Origin of the sequence: Lysinibacillus sp. KU-BSD001, assembly GCF_042920265.1 — a bacterium.
GTDB lineage: Bacteria > Bacillota > Bacilli > Bacillales_A > Planococcaceae > Lysinibacillus_B.
On record NZ_JBDQZI010000005.1, the window covers coordinates 100,921 to 120,842 of the forward strand.

General features: G+C 35.1%; 21 protein-coding genes and 1 riboswitch. Of the genes, 10 read left to right on the plus strand and 11 right to left on the minus strand.

The features are described 5' to 3' along the window. Positions 1-412: 412 nt before the first annotated feature. The 3 genes from AAGS61_RS09570 to AAGS61_RS09580 all read right to left on the minus strand — a co-directional run bounded on the left by AAGS61_RS09570 (position 413) and on the right by AAGS61_RS09580 (position 3,233). Complete coding sequence (locus tag AAGS61_RS09570) at positions 413-829, minus strand: hypothetical protein (protein ID WP_391370673.1); 417 nt, start codon at positions 827-829, stop codon at positions 413-415. Between the two features lie 343 nt (positions 830-1,172). Further along, the gene (locus AAGS61_RS09575; protein WP_391370675.1) at positions 1,173-1,418 is read right to left on the minus strand and encodes a YkuS family protein; all 246 of its coding nucleotides are present in this window, start codon (positions 1,416-1,418) and stop codon (positions 1,173-1,175) included. A 129-nt stretch (positions 1,419-1,547) separates the two neighbouring features. Beyond that, positions 1,548-3,233 carry a putative bifunctional diguanylate cyclase/phosphodiesterase gene (locus AAGS61_RS09580; protein ID WP_391370678.1) on the minus strand — a complete coding sequence of 562 codons (1,686 nt, stop codon included), beginning with the start codon at positions 3,231-3,233 and terminating at the stop codon, positions 1,548-1,550. A gap of 297 nt (positions 3,234-3,530) precedes the next feature. On the opposite strand from AAGS61_RS09580, the gene AAGS61_RS09585 reads away from it, so the two are divergent. Together AAGS61_RS09585 and AAGS61_RS09590 are read left to right on the plus strand one after the other, a co-directional pair. Next, positions 3,531-4,022, plus strand: coding sequence for a PCYCGC motif-containing (lipo)protein (locus tag AAGS61_RS09585; RefSeq protein ID WP_391370681.1), 492 nt, complete (start codon positions 3,531-3,533; stop codon positions 4,020-4,022). A 104-nt stretch (positions 4,023-4,126) separates the two neighbouring features. After that, positions 4,127-5,530 (plus strand): DHA2 family efflux MFS transporter permease subunit, encoded by a 1,404-nt coding sequence (locus AAGS61_RS09590; RefSeq protein WP_391370684.1) that lies wholly within the window; start codon positions 4,127-4,129, stop codon positions 5,528-5,530. 134 nt (positions 5,531-5,664) lie between these two features. On the opposite strand, the gene AAGS61_RS09595 is transcribed toward AAGS61_RS09590, so the two are convergent. Together AAGS61_RS09595 and AAGS61_RS09600 are read right to left on the minus strand one after the other, a co-directional pair. Next, on the minus strand, positions 5,665-6,108 hold the full coding sequence (locus AAGS61_RS09595; RefSeq protein WP_391370686.1) for a hypothetical protein: 444 nt from the start codon (positions 6,106-6,108) through the stop codon (positions 5,665-5,667). Between the two features lie 23 nt (positions 6,109-6,131). Continuing rightward, positions 6,132-6,449, minus strand: a complete 318-nt coding sequence (locus tag AAGS61_RS09600) for a MerR family transcriptional regulator (RefSeq protein WP_391370689.1) — start codon at positions 6,447-6,449, stop codon at positions 6,132-6,134. A gap of 92 nt (positions 6,450-6,541) precedes the next feature. Here AAGS61_RS09600 and AAGS61_RS09605 point away from each other — a divergent pair, with 92 nt between their 5' ends. The 5 genes from AAGS61_RS09605 to yidC all read left to right on the plus strand — a co-directional run bounded on the left by AAGS61_RS09605 (position 6,542) and on the right by yidC (position 10,109). Next, on the plus strand, positions 6,542-7,240 hold the full coding sequence (locus AAGS61_RS09605; RefSeq protein ID WP_391370692.1) for a CPBP family intramembrane glutamic endopeptidase: 699 nt from the start codon (positions 6,542-6,544) through the stop codon (positions 7,238-7,240). Positions 7,241-7,466: 226 nt separating this feature from the next. Next, on the plus strand, positions 7,467-7,976 hold the full coding sequence (locus tag AAGS61_RS09610) for an RNA polymerase sigma factor (protein ID WP_391370695.1): 510 nt from the start codon (positions 7,467-7,469) through the stop codon (positions 7,974-7,976). Next, positions 7,963-9,024, plus strand: coding sequence for a S26 family signal peptidase (locus tag AAGS61_RS09615; protein WP_391370698.1), 1,062 nt, complete (start codon positions 7,963-7,965; stop codon positions 9,022-9,024). The genes AAGS61_RS09610 and AAGS61_RS09615 overlap by 14 nt, the downstream gene beginning before the upstream one ends. 152 nt (positions 9,025-9,176) lie before the next feature. Next, positions 9,177-9,452, plus strand: coding sequence for a hypothetical protein (locus tag AAGS61_RS09620; RefSeq protein ID WP_391370701.1), 276 nt, complete (start codon positions 9,177-9,179; stop codon positions 9,450-9,452). A gap of 27 nt (positions 9,453-9,479) precedes the next feature. Next, positions 9,480-10,109, plus strand: a complete 630-nt coding sequence (gene yidC / locus AAGS61_RS09625; RefSeq protein WP_391370703.1) for a membrane protein insertase YidC — start codon at positions 9,480-9,482, stop codon at positions 10,107-10,109. Positions 10,110-10,385: 276 nt separating this feature from the next. On the opposite strand, the gene queE is transcribed toward yidC, so the two are convergent. The 4 genes from queE to AAGS61_RS09645 all read right to left on the minus strand — a co-directional run bounded on the left by queE (position 10,386) and on the right by AAGS61_RS09645 (position 14,768). After that, complete coding sequence (gene queE / locus AAGS61_RS09630; RefSeq protein WP_391370706.1) at positions 10,386-11,114, minus strand: 7-carboxy-7-deazaguanine synthase QueE; 729 nt, start codon at positions 11,112-11,114, stop codon at positions 10,386-10,388. Next, the gene (gene queD / locus AAGS61_RS09635) at positions 11,107-11,580 is read right to left on the minus strand and encodes a 6-carboxytetrahydropterin synthase QueD (RefSeq protein ID WP_391370709.1); all 474 of its coding nucleotides are present in this window, start codon (positions 11,578-11,580) and stop codon (positions 11,107-11,109) included. The genes queE and queD overlap by 8 nt, the downstream gene beginning before the upstream one ends. Positions 11,581-11,952: 372 nt before the next feature. Further along, a riboswitch (PreQ1 riboswitch) is annotated at positions 11,953-11,999 on the minus strand. A gap of 440 nt (positions 12,000-12,439) precedes the next feature. Further along, positions 12,440-13,261 (minus strand): hypothetical protein, encoded by an 822-nt coding sequence (locus tag AAGS61_RS09640; protein ID WP_391370712.1) that lies wholly within the window; start codon positions 13,259-13,261, stop codon positions 12,440-12,442. A gap of 778 nt (positions 13,262-14,039) precedes the next feature. Further along, on the minus strand, positions 14,040-14,768 hold the full coding sequence (locus AAGS61_RS09645; RefSeq protein ID WP_391370715.1) for a response regulator transcription factor: 729 nt from the start codon (positions 14,766-14,768) through the stop codon (positions 14,040-14,042). Between the two features lie 147 nt (positions 14,769-14,915). On the opposite strand from AAGS61_RS09645, the gene AAGS61_RS09650 reads away from it, so the two are divergent. Further along, the gene (locus AAGS61_RS09650; RefSeq protein WP_391370718.1) at positions 14,916-16,385 is read left to right on the plus strand and encodes an amidase; all 1,470 of its coding nucleotides are present in this window, start codon (positions 14,916-14,918) and stop codon (positions 16,383-16,385) included. A gap of 84 nt (positions 16,386-16,469) precedes the next feature. Here AAGS61_RS09650 and AAGS61_RS09655 read toward each other — a convergent pair whose 3' ends face one another. Next, the gene (locus AAGS61_RS09655) at positions 16,470-17,423 is read right to left on the minus strand and encodes a cation diffusion facilitator family transporter (RefSeq protein ID WP_391370720.1); all 954 of its coding nucleotides are present in this window, start codon (positions 17,421-17,423) and stop codon (positions 16,470-16,472) included. 11 nt (positions 17,424-17,434) lie between these two features. Next, the gene (locus AAGS61_RS09660; protein ID WP_391370722.1) at positions 17,435-17,755 is read right to left on the minus strand and encodes an ArsR/SmtB family transcription factor; all 321 of its coding nucleotides are present in this window, start codon (positions 17,753-17,755) and stop codon (positions 17,435-17,437) included. Between the two features lie 217 nt (positions 17,756-17,972). Between AAGS61_RS09660 and AAGS61_RS09665 the strand changes: the two genes are divergently transcribed. Then, positions 17,973-18,587: a DedA family protein gene (locus AAGS61_RS09665; RefSeq protein ID WP_391370725.1), complete on the plus strand. Its 615-nt coding sequence runs from the start codon at positions 17,973-17,975 to the stop codon at positions 18,585-18,587. Continuing rightward, entirely contained in the window at positions 18,584-19,831 is a 1,248-nt protein-coding gene (locus AAGS61_RS09670; RefSeq protein ID WP_391370728.1) for a M48 family metallopeptidase, read from the plus strand. Before AAGS61_RS09665 ends, AAGS61_RS09670 begins: the two co-directional genes overlap by 4 nt. Positions 19,832-19,922: the final 91 nt, after the last annotated feature.

Here is a 19,922-nt window from a genome sequence, read left to right on the forward strand (position 1 = left end):
AAATTTTTCTCTCCATGTAAATTAGGGGATATTTTACATATAAAATTGACCATTTATTCGTCTAAATTCTTCTTAAAAGAATCGATACTCTAATCAAATAAAGATAGGATCCGCAAAATGCGCATTTACAACACTAAGAAATATACACGATTTTATGCATACTAAAAGGTAAGCCATAATCGTGTATATATTGATGTATTAAATGTTTACGCTTCCTGTATAAAAAGCTGTATAGATATAGTTCATAGCAAAATCCACAAACGCTTTAAGTTTTCAAAACATTCGTGGCTTTTTGGTGTATGTTCAAACTTTGATTTGGGAACGTTATCAGGTTTATTTATGTATACATTATAAATTCTTGTTGCAATAATGCCCTCGGTTAGTTGAAGTAGCATACCTCATAACCTCAGCTTTATTGTCTATTCAATAAAATAACCTCAGATTTGCCGTTCCATTCAAGTACAGCTTCTAATTTAGTATCTTTATCTATTCTTTCATTACAACTTTCACTGTTAATTGGAGGACCTGTACATTCACTATTACCTGAATTAATATTTTTATTTGGATGATTAAATTTTACTTCCTTACTTGATATTTCAAACCAGTGACTTTTTAAATTATATCCAAACGTACTAGGTGGAGATTCTTCGCCAATATATTCAAAGGAAATGTCTGCCCACGCTGAACTTTCACTCATTTCAGTTTTGTATTTTGCAACCCAATTACTACTTTGTCCATAAAAGTTATATTCTTCTTTTTCTTGTGAACAGGCACTTAGGGTTAACAATACAAAAATAGATATAACACTTAAAATCATATTTAAGTTCATTGTTACGCCTCCTAAATAATATATAATATACTTATATTACCATTTCGGAGGGGTTTTATATATTTGATAATACAAAAGTTACTAAAGCGGGTTTTGGTAACTAAAATGTTTAATCTTGTAGGTCTGCATTTTGCTGACGAGCGAGTCTTCTTATATTTTATTATTGAGTCAATCACCATTAATAACATTATAAATATGCAGAAGGATGCGGCGTTAAATATTTGGTCAGTGAAACGCTTTGAATAGGGAAATATACGATATCATTAACATAACAAGCATCGAATCTTATATATAATCAATAGGTGCTGCCTTGAAAGTCTTAGGCAGCACCATTTTCATCATATTAGTGGAAAAATTTCTCTACGCGCTGAATGACCTCATCAGCAGAAAGACCACTCGCTTCGATGACAGGACCTGAAGTGATGGTCTCACTAATTCCCATAACGTTTGTATCTTGTCCTGTTACTACGCAGCAATCCACTTTTTTTGCGTCTTCTTCGTTACGAAGCTGAATTACTTCATAACCTTTTGCTTTTAAAGCATCTTCAACGTTTGTTAATGATTGTTCAACACCAATTATTTTAGACATGATTGTTCCACCTCCTATTTGTAATGTGTCATATCACAATGCTAATTATGCACTTCATTCATTTTTTGTTTTAAAGTTGATTACGCAACTAATGGAGGTATAAGTTTATGATAAAACAGGAACAGATTTTTAATATCGCAGCATTTCCTTTATTTTTCGTGTGAAGTCTGGCGTAGAAAGTGGTTTGCTGAAATAGTATCCTTGAATGTAGTCGCATGCTAGCTCTTTTAAATAAGTAAGTTCCGTTTCTCGTTCTACTCCCTCTGCGACAACTTGTAAATTTAATGCATGACCAAGCGATAAAATCGAAGAGACCATTGTTTTTCCTGCCTCATTTTTAAGTTGTCGTATAAAGGAGCGGTCTACCTTTAATGTATTGATTGGTAATGTTCGTAAATAGCTTAAGCAGGAAAAGCCTGTACCAAAATCATCAATAGCAATGGAAATGCCCATATCACGAATCGTCGTTAGCTTCGTCAACAACGTCTCATTTAAGTTCATCATCGTCATTTCGGTAATCTCAATTTCAAGCAGTTGAGGATCAATATTGATCTCCTTTAAGATGCTCGATAATGTGGCTAAGAAATTAGGTGTAGCTAAGAAGCGAGGGGAGATATTGACTGCCACCTTTAGTTGTATGCCAAATGTCTTATGCCAAGCGTTCACTTGAGCTATTGCGCGGCGCAGTACAAACTCATCAATTTTCTCGATTAAACCATGCTCTTCTGCAAACGGTATGAAATCAACAGGTGAAACAAAGCCTAGCTCCGCATCCTGCCAAAGAATTAAAGCTTCCATACTATCAAATGTATTTTTGTGGACATTAAATTTTGGCTGATAATACAGCTCAAATGCCTCATTTTTTATCGCATGTCGAATTTTTGTTTCAAAAAATAAAGAATGATCAACCGTGTCCTCTAATTCTTTATCATACCGTTTAAATTGATTACCCTTTGCATTTTTTGCCTCTAGCATGGCTTTATTTGCTTGTTTTAATAACGTATGAATCGAATCGATTGGTCCAGTATGTTGCACAATGCCGATGCTCGCAGTTGCATAAAATTCGTAATCATTGAATATAAAACTGTCTTCAAATAACGAAAGAAGCTGCTCGGCAATCGTTTGCCAATTATCCACTTGTTTAGTGATATAAATAAATTCATCATTATGTAATCGGTAAAAATACGGTGAAGAAGTATCCACCGTTTGTAGCCGTTTTGCGACTTCGATTAAAAATTGATCCCCAATCGCATACCCTAAGCTATCGTTAATACTTTTAAAGCGATTAATATTGAATAAAAATAGCGTAAAGTCACGGGAGCTAAGTGAATTCACATCCTCCAGTAATTTTTTTCGATTGGCAAGTGCCGTTAAGTCATCATGATAAAGACGATGGGTCATCTGATCGATTTGTTTTTGTGCAGTAATATCTGTTCGAATGGCAATGTATTGATAAGGGTGTCCTTGTGCATTGATAAATGGCACAATGGTTGTTTTCACCCAATAGTATGAACCGTCTTTTGCTTTGTTGCAAATTTCACCATGCCACGTGTTGCCACCGTAAATCGTCTCCCACATTTCTTTGAAAAAGGATGCGGGATGATAACCAGAATTAATGATTCGATGATTTTGCCCTATAAGCTCCTCTTTTGTATATTTTGATATTTGGCAAAAATAATCGTTTACATATTGAATAACACCTCGATGATCTGTAATAGCCACAATAGCCGATTCATCTAAAGCCGTTTGAATATCGTGTAGCTGCTGCGTCGTTAGATGAAAATGCTTTAAAGAATTAGGATGTAAAATAGTCATCACCTTCAATTTCCAATAATATAGAGCTTTATTATCATATTAATCTCATTGAAAATGATTATCAATTAAAAATGCATTTTTAAGGGAATTTAGCAGATTCTAGAGTACAAAAGCAGATTGAAGAACCATTTGCATAGTTAAGCAATGTATGCTGAACCTAATCCAAGAGCTGTTTCTGGAAGGCTAGTCCTCTAGCAACTATATTTTTTCAGTTAGCTTCCTGTACCTAAAGTTATCATTCGCCAGTTAAATACGTTATGATAAGAGTATTAGTTATTTTTCAAAGGAGATAGATTTATGAAGAAATGGTCTTTTTTACTAGCAGCAACTTTACTACTCGGAGCTTGTAATAATGATGAAGTAAAACAACAGGAGACAGATGACCAAGTACATGAACAGCATGATCATGTAACAGGAGATATACAAGAGGAAACGAAGAGTGCAGACATTTTACCTTCATTTTTAGATGAACAAACGGATTTAATGCGTGCAACTTATCAAATCGCAGGCCAAGCGCCAGATATTTTACAATGGATGCCATGCTATTGTGGATGCGGGGAATCGGCTGGTCATAAAAGTAACTTAAATTGTTTCGTGCAAGAAATTAAAGAAGACGGTTCGGTTGTTTGGGATGACCATGGTACACGTTGTAATGTATGTGTTGAGATTGCATTAAGCTCAGCAAAGATGCATCAAGAAGGAAAGTCATTAAAGGAAATCCGTCAAGCGATTGACGAACATTACAAAGAAGGCTACGCAACGCCGACGCCAACAGAAATGCCAGCATAATGAGTTAACTCCATGCATCATTGAATAAACACCTAGAAATGTACATAAATACTTATATGCTTCTTAGAGTATTAATAGAAAGAATAAGTAAAGGTGTTGATGTGATGACTTCAAATCAAAAGATGATTTTATTCATTTTAATGATCGGTAACTTTTTGGCGATTATTAGTACTTCCAGTATTAATATTGTGTTGTCTTCGTTTATGACGATTTTCGGTAGTGAGTTACAAACGGTTCAATGGGTGGCAAGTATTTTTTTACTCGCTAACGGTTTAATTGCACCGATTACAGGCTGGCTAGGGGACCGTTATACATTTGCAAAGATTTTTGTCGGAGGCATTATCGTTTTCGCGATTTCTTCCTTACTATGTAGTGTGGCATGGTCTATTGAATCACTCATATTCTTCCGTTTCTTGCAAGGGTTAGCGGCAGGAGTTATTGTACCAGCGAGTATGACACTCATTTATTTATTGATTGAACGGGAAAAGCAACCGTTCGCTTTAAGTCTCTGGACATTAGGCGCGATGTTTGGTCCTGCGATTGGTCCAACATTGGCAGGCTTTTTAGTCGGTTCGCTATCCTGGCATTGGCTATTTTTAATCAATATCCCGTTTTGTGTAGCGGTCGTCATTCTTTCAAAATATTATTTAAAAGCAAATGAAGAATCCTCGTTATTAGCGCGTTTTGATACGAAAGGTTTTTTACTCATCGTTTTTGGCACGGTAGGGATTGTATATTCCCTCAATATCGTTGAAACACAGCTCGTATTAGGCATCTCACTATTCTTAGTTGGCTGTGCACTCATTATGTTTTATGTGTTCGATAGCTTTAAAAAGCAAAATCCAATTTTAAAGCTTTCTGTGTTTAAAATCCCGTCTTATACATACGGGTTACTTATTTCTTTTTTCTTGTTATTTAATTTGTATGCAGCTACCTTATTTATGCCAATTTATTTACAAGATATAAGAGGGATTTCCGTGTTGGAAACAGGGCTCATCCTCATGCCAGCTGCCATCTGTATGGGCATTATTAATTTATTTGCAGGCAACCATTATTCGCATCAGCGAATGCTTGTGTTAGGAATTGTTGGGGTGACGGGGACAGTCATTGGTTCGTTTTTATTAGGGCAAATTGATTTAAATACATCTATTGTATTTATAATGGTAGCGTTAACGTTACGGAATATGGGGATTGCGGTGACGTTTACGGTAGTAAGTGCTGCGGGGATGAGTCAAGTCCCGAAAGAATTAAGCGGTCACGGATCTGCTGTGTTAAACTGGCTCCGTCAAACATTTAGTGCGGTGGCTTTAACCGTCATTTCTATTGTTATTAGTGCCATTACGTTATTGATGGAAGGGCAAGGCATTCCGTATAGAGAAGCATTTACACAAAATGTATCAACTATTTTAATCGTAGGCGGGCTAGTGACACTGCTTGTTATCCCGCTGCTGTGGGTATGCTCTCGCAATTTATTGCAGATGGCTTATGGTGCTTCAACGGTGGATTAAATCGAAATGCTTATTATTTAAAATGGTTTTATTCAAGAATATGACTAATTATAAACAAATCCCCCTAAAATTCAGTGATTTAGGGGGATTTGCTTGTTATAAAGTTTGAATATGCCATGTGTAAAGTGAATCACTCAATAATCCCCATCTTGATTCGTTATGGAAGTACGATGGTGATTATTTTCGTAATATGTGATGCATTCCTCAATAAATTGAATGATTTCTTTTTTTACGGGATATAGTTGCATCGTAGCAGATCGCTCTTCATCTTTTCGAATTTGCCAAAATGCATCAACGAGTGCTTGATTAGCTCCGAATGTTTCCTCAGATAATAGTAAAATATCTTCAGCAATCAGCTGACCGTGACGTGAATACGGCATTTGCTCCTCTTCTATACATAGCTCTATTCGTTTAATGATATTTATCCACTTTGTAATGTTTCCTTGAGAATCCTCCATTTTCGGTAAACTCTTTACTAGCTGAACTTGCTCCTCTTCACTAAATAGCTGATTCAATAACAGTTGTTTTTGTTCTAGTTTTTGTTGTTTGTTTTTAGTAAGTAGAGGTAACAATTGCATCCAGTGCAATTTCCCTTCAATCTTTAAGACGTTAGTGTTTGAGTATGAAGAAGTGATTGTTCAAGCGCTTTTCTGTCTGTTTCTAGCTGCATTTTATGTACGGTTAGTACTTTTTCAATGGAGAGATCATTAATAATTTGTTCAATATCCTTGAGAGGCATAGATGTTTCTGTTAATAATGAAATCTTTTGTAATAATAACAAATCATTTTCTGAATAAAACCTTTTCCCATTTTCATCTTTTAATGTTGGTACGACTAAGTTAATTTGATCGTAATAGCGTAACGTTCTTACCGACATATTCAACCTTTTAGCAACCTCACCTGTCGTAAAATAATCCATATTTTCCTCCTTGAAAAAAGTGGTTGAAGGTTACGTAACGTCACCATATATGATGAAGATAGCATAGAAATGATGGAGGAGGAAGAACAAAAATGAATAATCAAAATAAATGGTCTCAAAAAGAATGGAGCTGGAGAGAAGGGGGAATATTGCTGTTCATTGTATTAGTGATTATTCCCATTTTTGTAGAAGGATACTTGCAGAGACTGATAGAACAGCTATTGCAAAACAGTTTATATGGAGGCACTCTTATAGGCGCTATTATGGCTATTGTGTTTGTTCTATGCACTTATTTTATCGCATTAAAGCCGTATAAACTTCGTTGGGCATCAATAGGGCTACGTGGATTTCCTTTATCGTATTGGAAATGGATCATTTTATGGTTAATGGTTCTTATAGTTTTAAGTATAGGTATTCTTTTGCTGATGGACTTACTGCAAATCAGTTGGGAAAATAATAAGACAGAAGCACTTAAAACAGATGTAAATGGCACAACGATCCTTATAGGATTTATATCAGCAGCCATTATTTCGCCAATCTATGAAGAGATATTTTATCGTGGATTTTTATATAAGTGGTTGCGTATAAAATATGGCGTAGCGATAAGTTTGTTGGTAAGCTCCTTTATCTTTATGATCGTGCATATTCCTACTTATAATACATTGCCTATTACTTTTCTTTCAGGGCTGATTTTTGCCTGTACATATGAAAAAACTAGTTCAATTATTCCAGCCATTATGATCCATGCAGCTTTTAACGGAATTGCTATTCTCATGACATTGATTTCTTAAAAATACAATTTGAGTCGTGCATATTTTCTATCTATATGTCCAATAGATTTCGATCATTTCAAAAAAGGTAGAGGTTATTTCCTCTGCTTTTATTATTTGGTGTAAGGTGTAAAAGTTAATGAAGTATCTTAGCTGTGACATGTTATACATATTAAATCAACGAATGAAATTTTTTTGCAACGAATTCTAATTTTTATCGTCTATAGCGTGAAAATGAGGTGATGTGATGCGAGAGGAACTGTTACATGAGGTGATGGATTTGCATACGGAGCACCTGCTGCGGCTTGCGTATTTTTATGTACAAAGCTGGGATGTAGCAGAAGATATTGTACAGGAAAGCTTCATTGCGCTTTATGAAAAAGCAGAACAATATAAGGGAGAGGCTTCTCTCAAAAATTATTTGAGGAAAATTGTAATTAATCGTTGTCACGACTATTTACGTAAGAAAAAAAGATGGCAGCTTTTTCTCCCTTTTAAAAATGCAAAAAGTGCCGAGCAGGAAGTGGTCCTTTCAAATGAAAAAACAACATTGCTACAGGCGGTAATGAAACTAAATGAAAAATACCGAGAAACGATTGTTTTGTATTATTTTGAGGAGCTTTCAACTGTCCAAATTGCACAATTACTTGTACTGAATGAAAGTACGGTGAGGTCCCGTTTAAAACGAGCAAGAGATGAGCTGAGAGGATATTTAGATGACTCACAATGGGAGGTGCTTTTACATGAATCACTTTAAGAAACGATTAGAAGAGCAAACACCGATTTCATCAGCTCAAAAGCAACGTGTAAAAAGAAGCGTATTAAGTCAAAAAGAAAAGAAGCGAAATATCGGATTACTACCGATAGTAGCGTCCTTTATGTTTGTTTTTGTTGTTATAATAGGAAGCTTTATGTTGCTGAACACAAATTCTTCACAAATTGAAACAGGTACAGCGCCTCCTATCGAATTTACAACCATTTACGATGTGATGGTGGGGGATGGAGAATCCGTGTCGACAGCAGACATGCATCAATGGAATAGCGATCTTTACTATTATAATGACCGTCAGCACATATTTCAGAAGCGTCATTTTAATGTATATACTACACCAGTGACGGACAGTGATCTTCTAGAAGTAGGTGATTTAGTAGCGGGGCTTGATGAAGAGCAAAAAATCCCGATGATTGGAAATATTATCGCCACACCGAATGACCAAGTAAAAATAGAAAATGGCAAATTATATATAAATGACAAACTGTTCGAGCAATATTATTTTGCGGGGATGAATAGGAACGTTTTTGAAGAGAAGGGCGGGCAGCTACTTGAAGTGAAGCTAACAGAACAGCTGGAAGTAGATACATTTGATTATGTCATTGCTTCTTACGATTGGATAAATGCCCCTGTTTTAATGGCAAAAGTGGCAAATGAGGTTTATAAAGTTGAACATGTACAACGTTCTTCAACAGATGAACAAGAGCAAGTGGCAAGCTATTTAGAAACGGGAGATGAACAATATTTAATCGGTGTGTCACCGGAAATGATTTTAAAAACGTATTTATTTACAGATAGTGACGATGAAAATACAGTTCCTGTAGTGAAAGCGTTAGCCTTAAAAGAATTTAGTATTGTATGGCCATATGATTTGGCCTATCATGAGGAGAAATTTGAGGAAATGCTTCAACATGTTCCTGCATCTATTTACCAAGGTACAGCAAGCATGCATATTAAAGGTTGGGATATTCCGTTTGTTACTGTAGAATTTCAAAAAATCAATGATGTTTGGAAAATTTCTAAGATTGAGTAGTGTATCAATAGAATAAGACTGTAAACAAACTAAAACTTTTAGAGTTGTCTACGTTAACTTTCGAATTAATTAAAGTAAGGAAATTAATCTTTGACTTAGCATTCACATAAATAATATAATAAAATTATACAAAAAAAGGAAGGAGGGGTATTGTGATTTGGTCATTTTTAATCCATGATATACCTATATTTCTGAATACAATGGAATATTTTTGGTTATTAGCTTCTTTGGTATTAACGGTATTATGTGTTAGCTTACATATATATTTGGCTAATACAATTACAATCCAGGAAGTTAAAGAAGAAGCGTTTGAAATTGATTATGAAATCACTAATACTTGGACTCCACCTATGCTAACGTGGTTTGTACTGTGTATTAGAACATCCGAAGACAATGATGAAGAAAGCGTATCTCCTAGTTTGATTTAAATTTAAAAACTAGGAGGAATAGCATTGTTGTCATTTTTAACGCAACCAATAATTTATTTAATTCATTTTTTACATTCATTTACGGATAGTTATGCAATAAGTGTCATCTTAATCACAATTGCAGTTAGATTAATTCTTATACCATTATTCATTCAATCGGCAAAACATCAAAAAAACTCTAAAGAATTAATGACTTCAATTAAGCCTAAATTAGATGAGCTTACTGTCAAACTTCGGAATAGTAGTAATGAATCTGAAAAGTTAGTGTATCAAAAGGAAATTCAAGAGTTAACATCAGATTCAATGAAAAGTTTTTTATTAGGTTGTTTACCAATACTCATTCAATTGCCTATTTTATTTTCACTGATTTATGCAATTACAATAGATGTAGCAATTGCAAGTGAAAATTTCCTTTGGATGAATTTAGGGACAATGGATATTGGCATTTCAATTATTGCTTGTTTCATTTATTTAATTCAAAGCTTTATTTCATTAGATAAAAATCAACCGACAAATGTGAAAATAATGGTATTCATTAATCCAATTATGATGCTCATTTTTAGTCTGTTAAATCCATCGATATTACCGATTTATTGGACAGTGAGTGCTTTATTATTAATAGCACAACAATTATTAATTAAAAAAATATATAAATAGAATAACAAGCCCCTCTTACGGAAAATGTAAGAGGGGTTTGTTAGTTTGAATAACCCTGTTCTAAATTTAGGGCGAGGTTAAAAAATATAGTTATTTAATTTTTGATGTATGATACTTCACTACCCTCAAAAATATAACAATAAAGTCGTTTAAAAATCTAACTCTTATTAAACTCTTGCGCCAGATTGTGGAGAATGGAGTTTACTACTATTTATGATACGGTTCTGCGTAAAGTATTTAATTGAGAGATTTTGCATATAGTTTTACAGCTGATAGCTATACACCTCTTTTATTTCCCCACACAAGTGCATGCAGCTGCGGTAGTACTTTAACATTTTTTAATTCTTCATCCATCATCACTTGATCGATTAGCGTTTGATACTTCTTTAATAAATGGCTGATCAACTGTGCATTGTCCATCGAAGTAATGTCATCATTTCCGACTTGAAGGTAAAAAGGAATGGTCGGATATCGAAGGTGAACTTGTTTAGCATAAGCATAATCCTCTTGATTAAATACAACGATTTTGAGAGATATATGCTGATGGCTGTTTTTATCTCTAAGCTTTTCCAAAATATCAGAGAGCATAGAAAAATCTGTCGTCATCCCAGAACTAGGGGGCTTTGGTGAAATCGTTAGTTCATCGATATCATACAGCCAATCTTGCCATTTGCTTCCCTGTGTTTCAACACCAATCTCTATGTTATTTTCTTTTAAAATTGCAACAAGCGCATCCAAATTACGAAGAAGTGCCGGATTTCCTCCCGAGATCGTGACGAATGAAAAACCGTTACCCCCAAGTCGTTTCAACTCAGACCAAATCTCTTCTGCTGTCATTTGAACGATCAGATGCTTGCCACTACCATCCCACGTAAATGATGAGTCGCACCAAGAACAAGAATAATCACAGCCGGCAGTGCGTACAAACATTGTCTTCTGACCTACTACCATTCCTTCACCTTGAATCGTGGGACCAAAAATCTCTATAACGGGTACTTTACTCAACTTCCATCCACTCTCTTCTGGCTTCAGCATAGCTTGTAGGGGTTTCATACAACCTGATAAATTCCACGCGTGCCCCATTATATAGTTGTTCATCAAGCAAGGCTTCATTAAACTTTTCGTAAATCCAAACAACGATATTCTCTGCCGTCGTATTCATCGGCGGAAGAGTTTCATTTAAATAACGATGATCCAAATAAATTTCTATTTTTTGTTTCCATATTTCCTTTATGTCACCAAAATCAAGCATAATCCCTCGTTCATCCGTATAACCACTCAATCCGAAGACAACACGATACGTATGACCATGTAAATTTTTACATTTCCCCTCGTAGTTATGTAAATGATGAGCAGCATCAAAGGTAAACTCTTTGCTTACGAGAACACGTTTTGAATGATAGTTTAATTGACTTCTTTGAATATCTTCATCTATTTTTTGTAGCTTCTCAATAATTCTAAAATTATACATGCTTTAAAACTCCCTCTCAGAACAAATGAGTGATATTGTCCTGACCTCCATTAAATACTATTATTGCTTTTTCCTGCTTCAACTTCAAAAACTCCTTTATAACGAAAAAACAGCATCCCAAGAAAAAATGCTATTTTTCTCCTTAGTGTACGAAATAATTAGGATTTACATATAGACTACCGACTGTTTCCATCAGGCCCATAACCCAAACTAGATTTTTAATTCTGCTTCAACTTTGCAGCCAGATATAAAAAAACCTCCCTTGTAAAATGTTCCCTACACTTTTCAAGAGAGGCGCTACCAATTATTCTATTAAAACGTATGAATAAAACATAAAAAGCCACGTCCTATATGGACATGGCAGATTGTCATGTTTCCATAGTTTTTTATAGAGGGTATTAGCTATGAACCTCTCCCGTTCTATTCCGGGCATTCTTTAATAACAATATAATATATGGAGTAGTAGAAAATTTCAAATATAATTTTATTTTTATAGCGTTCGAATAATACTTCTCTGAAATATAAGCAGCATTACTTGCTTTAGTTTTTTCATCTAATCATTCCATCAATTGCTGGATAAGGTGTTTTGTCAATAGAATTTTTAAAATTCTTGCTACTAACATCTTTGAAATATTATTCGGCTTTACAGAACATAATCACTGTATAGCTGAACCCATTTCAAGAATTTAACCGCACTTACTTATGGTGCGGTTCTCTGTAATGTATCTAAGCGAGGTTTTATCCTAATAGCTATACTTCGCTAAGTGGTAACTTCTCAATTTTTTCATTATTATTTTTCACCAACATCATTCTTAGGCAGATGCAAAATTTTGGATCAACAAAAGTGTAACTATCTCCTTTAGGAGTTTTCTTTATAGGGGGGATCACTATTTGCTATTTCAGATAACATTTGACCTATATTCATTGTAGCTTGAGTGGTAGAAGGAAATTCTATTCTAACTATTTCTTCTATATCAGAGTATTTAAATTTCTCCTTCTCTACTTTTCCCAATGCATATAATACTTGATTCTTTCTTTGAACAGTTGTTTCCCTTGAATTCATCAATATTTCTATATTTGAATAGTTAGAAGTTAATGATTGATTTATCCAATCAATTTTAGCCGACTTTAATAATTCATTGCTAATTTGCCAATCATTATCTTCTAAGGCATATGCAATTTTCAAACAATATTCATGTAGTCTTTGAGGAATGCCTAAAGTAGACCAATAAACATCATTATTAAGTGTCCTCAAGGAATCATCATCCATTTCGATTTTTAATTTATCTATAAATCCTTTTTTAACAAAATTTTCAACTTGTTCTTTACTTAATTTTGAGACCTCAGGAATTTCTTCAAGCCTATTACTGATTGAAGATGCATTTTCTACTTTTGAGAAATATTCTTTAATACCACTAGGAACGCCTACTATTAAAAATTTCACATTGTATTTAGCATAGATTTCATCATCTAGTAAGAGTATTAAATTTCCTAGTTCTTTCATTATTCCTTCATCTTTGAAAATAGCTTCTAGATTTTCAAAAACTATAAGAGCCTGATTTCTTTTTGCCCTTTTCCTAACATACTCTAAACATTGCAAAAAGGGTTCTTTTTCATTAAATATATATTTATCCGAATGATCTATTTGTCCTTTCGCTACAGCTGCATTTACTTCTGCCATTTTTTTCTCGGTGTACTCTACTTTTTTCACTTCGTCTATTTGATTTAGATACCATTTAAACGTTTCCGAAATACTTCGATTTGAACTTGCGTTTGGAAGATTAATTGTTATATATTAACAATTCATTTCTTTTAATACGTTTTTATACAACCAAGATTTACCTGAACCACTATCACCATGAACAATGATATGGTACGTACCATCTATAGCCCTTTTTAATTTTTTCTCTAATTGTGGCCTAGAAATATACATATCCTCATTAACTAATGGAGCTTTTGGAGTAAAAACTTCATTTGGCTTTACTCTAATACTTTTTTAAAAAAACACTAAATACTCACTCCTCTTATCATCTTAGTACTATTTTGTATTTTTATAGTACACTTATCAAAGATAGAATCGCTGTAAGCGTTAACCATAGACTGACCTCACCTAGATACGGCAGAATTAAATATAATTTCCACTATTTTATAATTATAACTGATTTATGACTAGCTTTAAATGACTATGTTTGAGTATTAAAAAGGATTGAACTACATTTTCTGTAGTTCAATCCAAAAACCGCATTTACTTATGATAAGGTTCTCCATTATTAATGATAAACGCTATCCTCAACAATCTGGCCAGATTGTTGAATAGAATAATTATCATTTTTTAACAACGTTATTATAAATTAAACAATTTTTTTGTTGTTTAACATCTGGTATGAGACAGCCTGATATAAGAATTGAGTTGTCTTATTAGGAAGTATAGGTACCTGCCACTTTATTTATAGATGTATTCATTTTTTACATTGCAAATACGAAATAGCAAGCTTAGTACGGCTTGTGACTTGAAACTTACGATATAAGTTTTGAAGATGTTTTTTTACCGTATTTTCACTGACGAATAATTGTTTTGCAATATCGATATTTTTATAGCCCCTACAAATATACGCTAAAATTTCTTCCTCTCGGTCGGTAACATGAATTGTACTTTTAGGCTTAGTATATTGGTGTAGCAAATACTGATTTTCAATCGTATGTTTTAAATAGAGTAATGTCAACATGTCCTTTTGATTAAAACGTGGCTCGTGATTTTTTCTGAGTAGGCCAATTGCTGCGACGGATTCCTGATCCTTTTTTATATACATGACCATTTCGTCGTCATAGGCATTTGCCTTTAGAAAATGTTTTTTGTAGTATTCCATATGTTTTGGAGGGCAATCATGGTTTTCATGCATTAATTGAATGGATTGTTGCTTTTGTATATTCGTAGGGTGTAAAGGGTCATAGTATTGATACGTAGATAAGTAATTTTGTAAAGTATGTTGGTCCATATTGTATAGTACGGGTGTATCATGCAAATGCTCGTCTGATACTTCCCAAAAGAGCGTATGATGGAAATGCAAGTTCTGGCTGAATAACTGTAACACAGCGTATTTAAAACCTTCGTTGCTTTGAGATAAATTTATATTCGAGATTTGGTAAATCGTTTTCAAAATACTTTCATACTCGTTTTTTGTAAACAAATAAATCACCACTTTCTCTCTTTTATGTATTCTATATTCTCTTAAAATAAATATTATCCTTTCGGGTAATGTCTTTTTTTATTTTCTGTATTTAAACTGAGTGTAGGAAGTGAGTGGTTTTCATACATGAAATGAAGGAGTGGTTACATGAATTTACAAGAGTATGCTTCATATGATGGATTGGGACTAGCGGAATTAGTAAAAAACAAACAGGTAACACCGAAAGAGCTTGTACAATTAGCAATTCAAGGAATAGAAAAAGTGAATCCAACGATTAATGCGGTAGTGAGTGTTCTTGAAGAGCAAGCAGACAATGCCATTACAAATTTAGATGAAACACAACCTTTTGCCGGTGTACCATTTTTGATTAAGGAATTAGTATTACATGCAGAAGGGGTTCCTCACAGCATGGGGAGCCGTATTGCAGAAAACACAGTAGTACCTGTGGATAGTGAACTAATGAAGCGTTTCAAAAAAGCAGGGTTAGTATTGTCAGGTACAACGACAACACCAGAGTTCGGCTATAATGCAGCAACAGAAGCGGTTGTCTATGGACCAACAAGAAATCCATGGGATCCAAATTTTAGCCCAGGTGGATCAAGCGGTGGATCAGCGGCGGCAGTTGCTAGTGGGATTGTGCCAATAGCTCATGCAAATGATGGCGGTGGATCGATTCGTATCCCAGCTTCTTGTAGCGGATTAGTAGGCTTAAAGCCGACACGTGGTCGGATTCCCGAAGGACCATTCAATAGTGAATTATTAAATGGAATTGCAATCGAATTTGCTGTAACAAAATCGATTCGTGATACAGCTGCACTACTTGATCAAGTAGCTGGACCAGATATCGGCAGCTATTCAAAATTAGAAATGAATCATGCTCCTTACGGTAACTTAATTCAAACACAGGTAAGACCGCTAAAAATTGCTTGGACAACTGAACCAAATTCGGATGTACACGTTGATCCAGAATGTGTAGAAGCGGTTCATAAAACAGTCCAATTGTTAAAAGAATTAGGACATGAGGTTGTAGAGGCAAGACCGAAATATGAACAAGCTGCTTTTGCAAAGGCAACAGTGAACATTTGGACAGCGAATATTTATATGATGATTCAAGGGGCAGCAGCTAGTAGTGGCTTGAAGCCTTCACCAGAATATATTGAATCGGCTATTTGGAAATGTTATGAGTATGGTCGTGAATTAAAGGCGAGTGAGTTGTTAGAGGCAACAGCAGTCAATGCGGGAGTATCTCGTCAAGTTGCGACATTCTTTGAAGATTATGACGTATTATTAAGCCCAACGATTGCTACATTACCAGCAAAAATTGGTGAGCTAAATGCCAATAATCCATCGATTGATGCTGTAGAATGGACAGAGCAAATTTTCACGTATGCACCGTTTACGAATTTATTTAATGCAACAGGGCAGCCTTCATTGTCATTACCAATAGCTATGAGTAAAACAGGGTTACCAATCGGTTTACAATTTACAGGTAAATTTGCAGATGAGTTAACTTTACTACAATTAGGTAAGCAACTAGAGGAAGCTGTACCGTGGAAAGATCGTATACCAACTATTCATGTGAGTAAGCCTATCAACCAAAATGTAACAACTGTTTAAATTAGAATAAGGATTAATTTTAAGGCAGCATCGGGAAATAGATTATTTTCCGATGCTACCTTTTTCCTTTGTATGAATGAAAATCTAATGCGCGTGATGATGTTCATGCTGTGTATCAAAATTACATAAAAGTGTATTTTCATGCTTGTGTGAGGCTGTTTCTAGTTGGATAGTCACATGATGTATCGATAAATGTTGCAGTTGATGCTCTAATGTTTGAAGTATAAGTTGGCCTTCTTTTATCGTCAGTGTGTCTTGAACGACGGCATGGCAAGATAATGCATTTTGGCCACTTGTAATCGACCAGATGTGAAGGTCATGCAGGTCAAGTATACCTTCTGTTTCACGGAATGTACGGATAATTTCATCGATATTTACATTCGATGGTGTACCTTCCATTAATACATGGACGGCATCTTTTGTGACACGGAATCCACTCACTAACACTAAAGCAGCGACAATGACACTGGCTAATGGATCAGCCCAACCCCAATCGAAAAAGAGAATGAGAAGCGCGGCAATAATAGCGCCGACCGAGCCGAGCATATCACTAATCACGTGTAAAAAGGCAGCTCGCATATTCAAATTGTCCTTTGTATCGCCCCCACGCATTAATATCCAAGCAACCACAATATTTACAAGTAATCCGATACTCGCAATATATAGCATCCCCGTTGAAGCTACTTCTGGCGGATTGGCAAAGCGTCCGATTGCTTCGTAGAAGATGAAAAGGGCGATAGCAATTAAAGTAATGCCATTAAAAACAGCAGCCAAAATTTCAAACCGTTTATAGCCATATGTTTTTTGATTATTTGCGGCTTTCTCTCCGAGCGAAAAGGCAAGAATACCAATAGCAAGGGAGATCGCATCGCTTAACATGTGACCGGCATCGGATAAGAGCGCTAAGCTATTCGTGAGTAGTCCGCCAATGACTTCGACAATCATATAGCCTGTAATAATAATAAAAGCAATAAATAAAGTTTTTTTGTTTGCTCCGTGTGTATGGTCATGACTATGACCATCATGATGGTGTCCCATAATAAACCCTCCTACATATGTTTGGCATGTTCAATCATTTGTTGTAAAACGGCCATTACGTGCTCATCGTCCTGTGTGTAATAAATCGTCGTTCCTTCCCGACGAAACTTCACTAATCGCATATTTTTTAAAAATCGCAGCTGGTGTGAAACGGTAGATTGCTTCAGGTTGAGGTGCTCTCCAATCTCATGTACGGCATATTCTTGCTTAGATAATAAATGTAAAATACGAATACGCGTAGGATCTCCTAAAGCTTTAAACGTTTGTGATACTAAAAATAGTACTTCCTCATCTAAATCTGTAGTTATGGTTTCCAATTTTTCATTATTCATAAACAATGCACATCCTTTATATTAATATATGCTTATATGATTAATTGTTCATATATAAATATAAGGTATGATGTGTTTAAAAGTCAAACTTTTTAGAAAAAAAGGTGGTTTTATTTATTTCTGTACAAAAGCTTTTCATCAATAATTTAAATAACAGCTGACACTTGTACATATAGTGAAACATAATGAAAAAGGAAAGAAGTGAGAGAGTAAATTAATGGAAAATTGGATTGAAGGCATTATGAATGAATGGGGATATATTGGGATTGCTTTATTGGTGGCATTGGAAAATATATTTCCACCTATTCCTTCGGAGTTCATTTTAACATTCGGTGGTTTTATGGCTATTCGAACTGCTATGACTGTACCCGGTGTCATTATCGCTTCTACGATTGGCTCGGTAGCAGGGGCGATTTGCCTTTATAGTATTGGTAAGTTAGTACAATTATCGACTTTAAAACGATTGTTAGCAGGGAAGGTCGGATGGCTTCTTCGACTTCGCCCGCAAGATATTGATTCGGCCGCTGTATGGTTTCAAAAGCATGGATTTGCGACGGTGTTACTCTGTCGTTTTATTCCGGTCATTCGTAGTTTAATTTCGATTCCGGCTGGGATTGCTCGGATGCCGTTCTTACTTTTTATTCATTATACAGCACTAGGTACATTGATTTGGAATACGGTATTAATTATGCTAGGGGCATGGGCGGGGGATAATTGGTCAAGTATTGTCACGACATTTGATCAATACAAATACTATCTCTTGATCCCGGTAGTTGTTTTTATTATTTATTCCATGCTTCGTTTGAATAAAAGACAAAAGGGGATTGGATGAAAGCTAAATGGGGTTTACGCATCATTTTATTATTTGGTGTTTATGCCGTTGCGATGTATTTTTATATTTTTTACAGCAGTAATAATAGTATACCAGACGTATTAAAAGGAACGGCAGCAGATCCAAGCACGTATATGACTGGACGAGAGCTATATTTAAGTGAGAACTACTCGAAAATAAGAAATTTTTTATATTTTATTAAAACACCATTTGAGTGGTTAATTTATCTGTTTGTTCTCATAACAGGTCTATCCAAACTGCTCGAAAAGTGGAGTTTAAAGTCAAAATGGACGATTGTAAGAAACGCCTTATACGTATTGTTGCTATCGGTCGTAACGTTTTTAATGTTGTTACCTATTAATTATGTTGCCTATTTTTTTGCCAAGAGCTACGGGGTGAGTACACAACCTTTTCAACAATGGTTGACACAATATGCGATGAACTTTGGTTTGGAATTTATTACATCACTTATCTTTGTCAGTATTTTATATTTCTTTATTCGCCGAGCAAAACAGCGTTGGTGGGTGTATGTATGGGCCGTTCAAATTCCGATTACGCTATTTTATGCATTTATACAACCACAAATCATTGACCCCCTCTATAATGATTTTACTGCGATAGAGGATAAACAGCTGGAGGAAAAAATACTGGCACTCGCAGAGCAAGCAAATATTCCAGCAGATCATGTATACGAAGTGGAAATGGCGGATGAAACAACGGCGATGAATGCGTATGTCAATGGGATTGGTTCGAATACGCGGATTGTATTATGGGATACAACACTGCAGCAATTATCGGAGGAAGAGGTACTATTTGTCATGGCACATGAGATGGCGCACTATGTACATAAGGATATATACAAAAATTTACTTTATTATTTTGGCATTACGTTCATCCTGTATTGGCTAATTGCTAAATGGATGCCTCGAATTATTGCGAAGTACGGAACGATTTTAAATATTAAGCGTATGGAAAGCCTTCATTCCTTACCGTTGTATTTAATTCTTTCATCGATGTTGTTTTTTGCAACGAATCCGCTAGATAACGCAGTGAGCCGTCATCACGAAATACAATCAGACAATTATGCGTTAACATTAATAGAAGATGAAGCGGCAGCCATTTCTTCATTTCAAGCTTTAGCGAGAGCGGGGCTTAGTGAGGTAAATCCGCCGCTACTTGTAAAATGGTTCCGGTATACACATCCACCACTAGTGGATCGGATTTATAATTTAATGGAACAATAAGGAGAATAACCATGTCCTCTACGGTGGGACTTGGTTATTTTTATCGCTCTCCGATAGAATACGCACACTCCAAGGAATGAGAAGGGGGTAG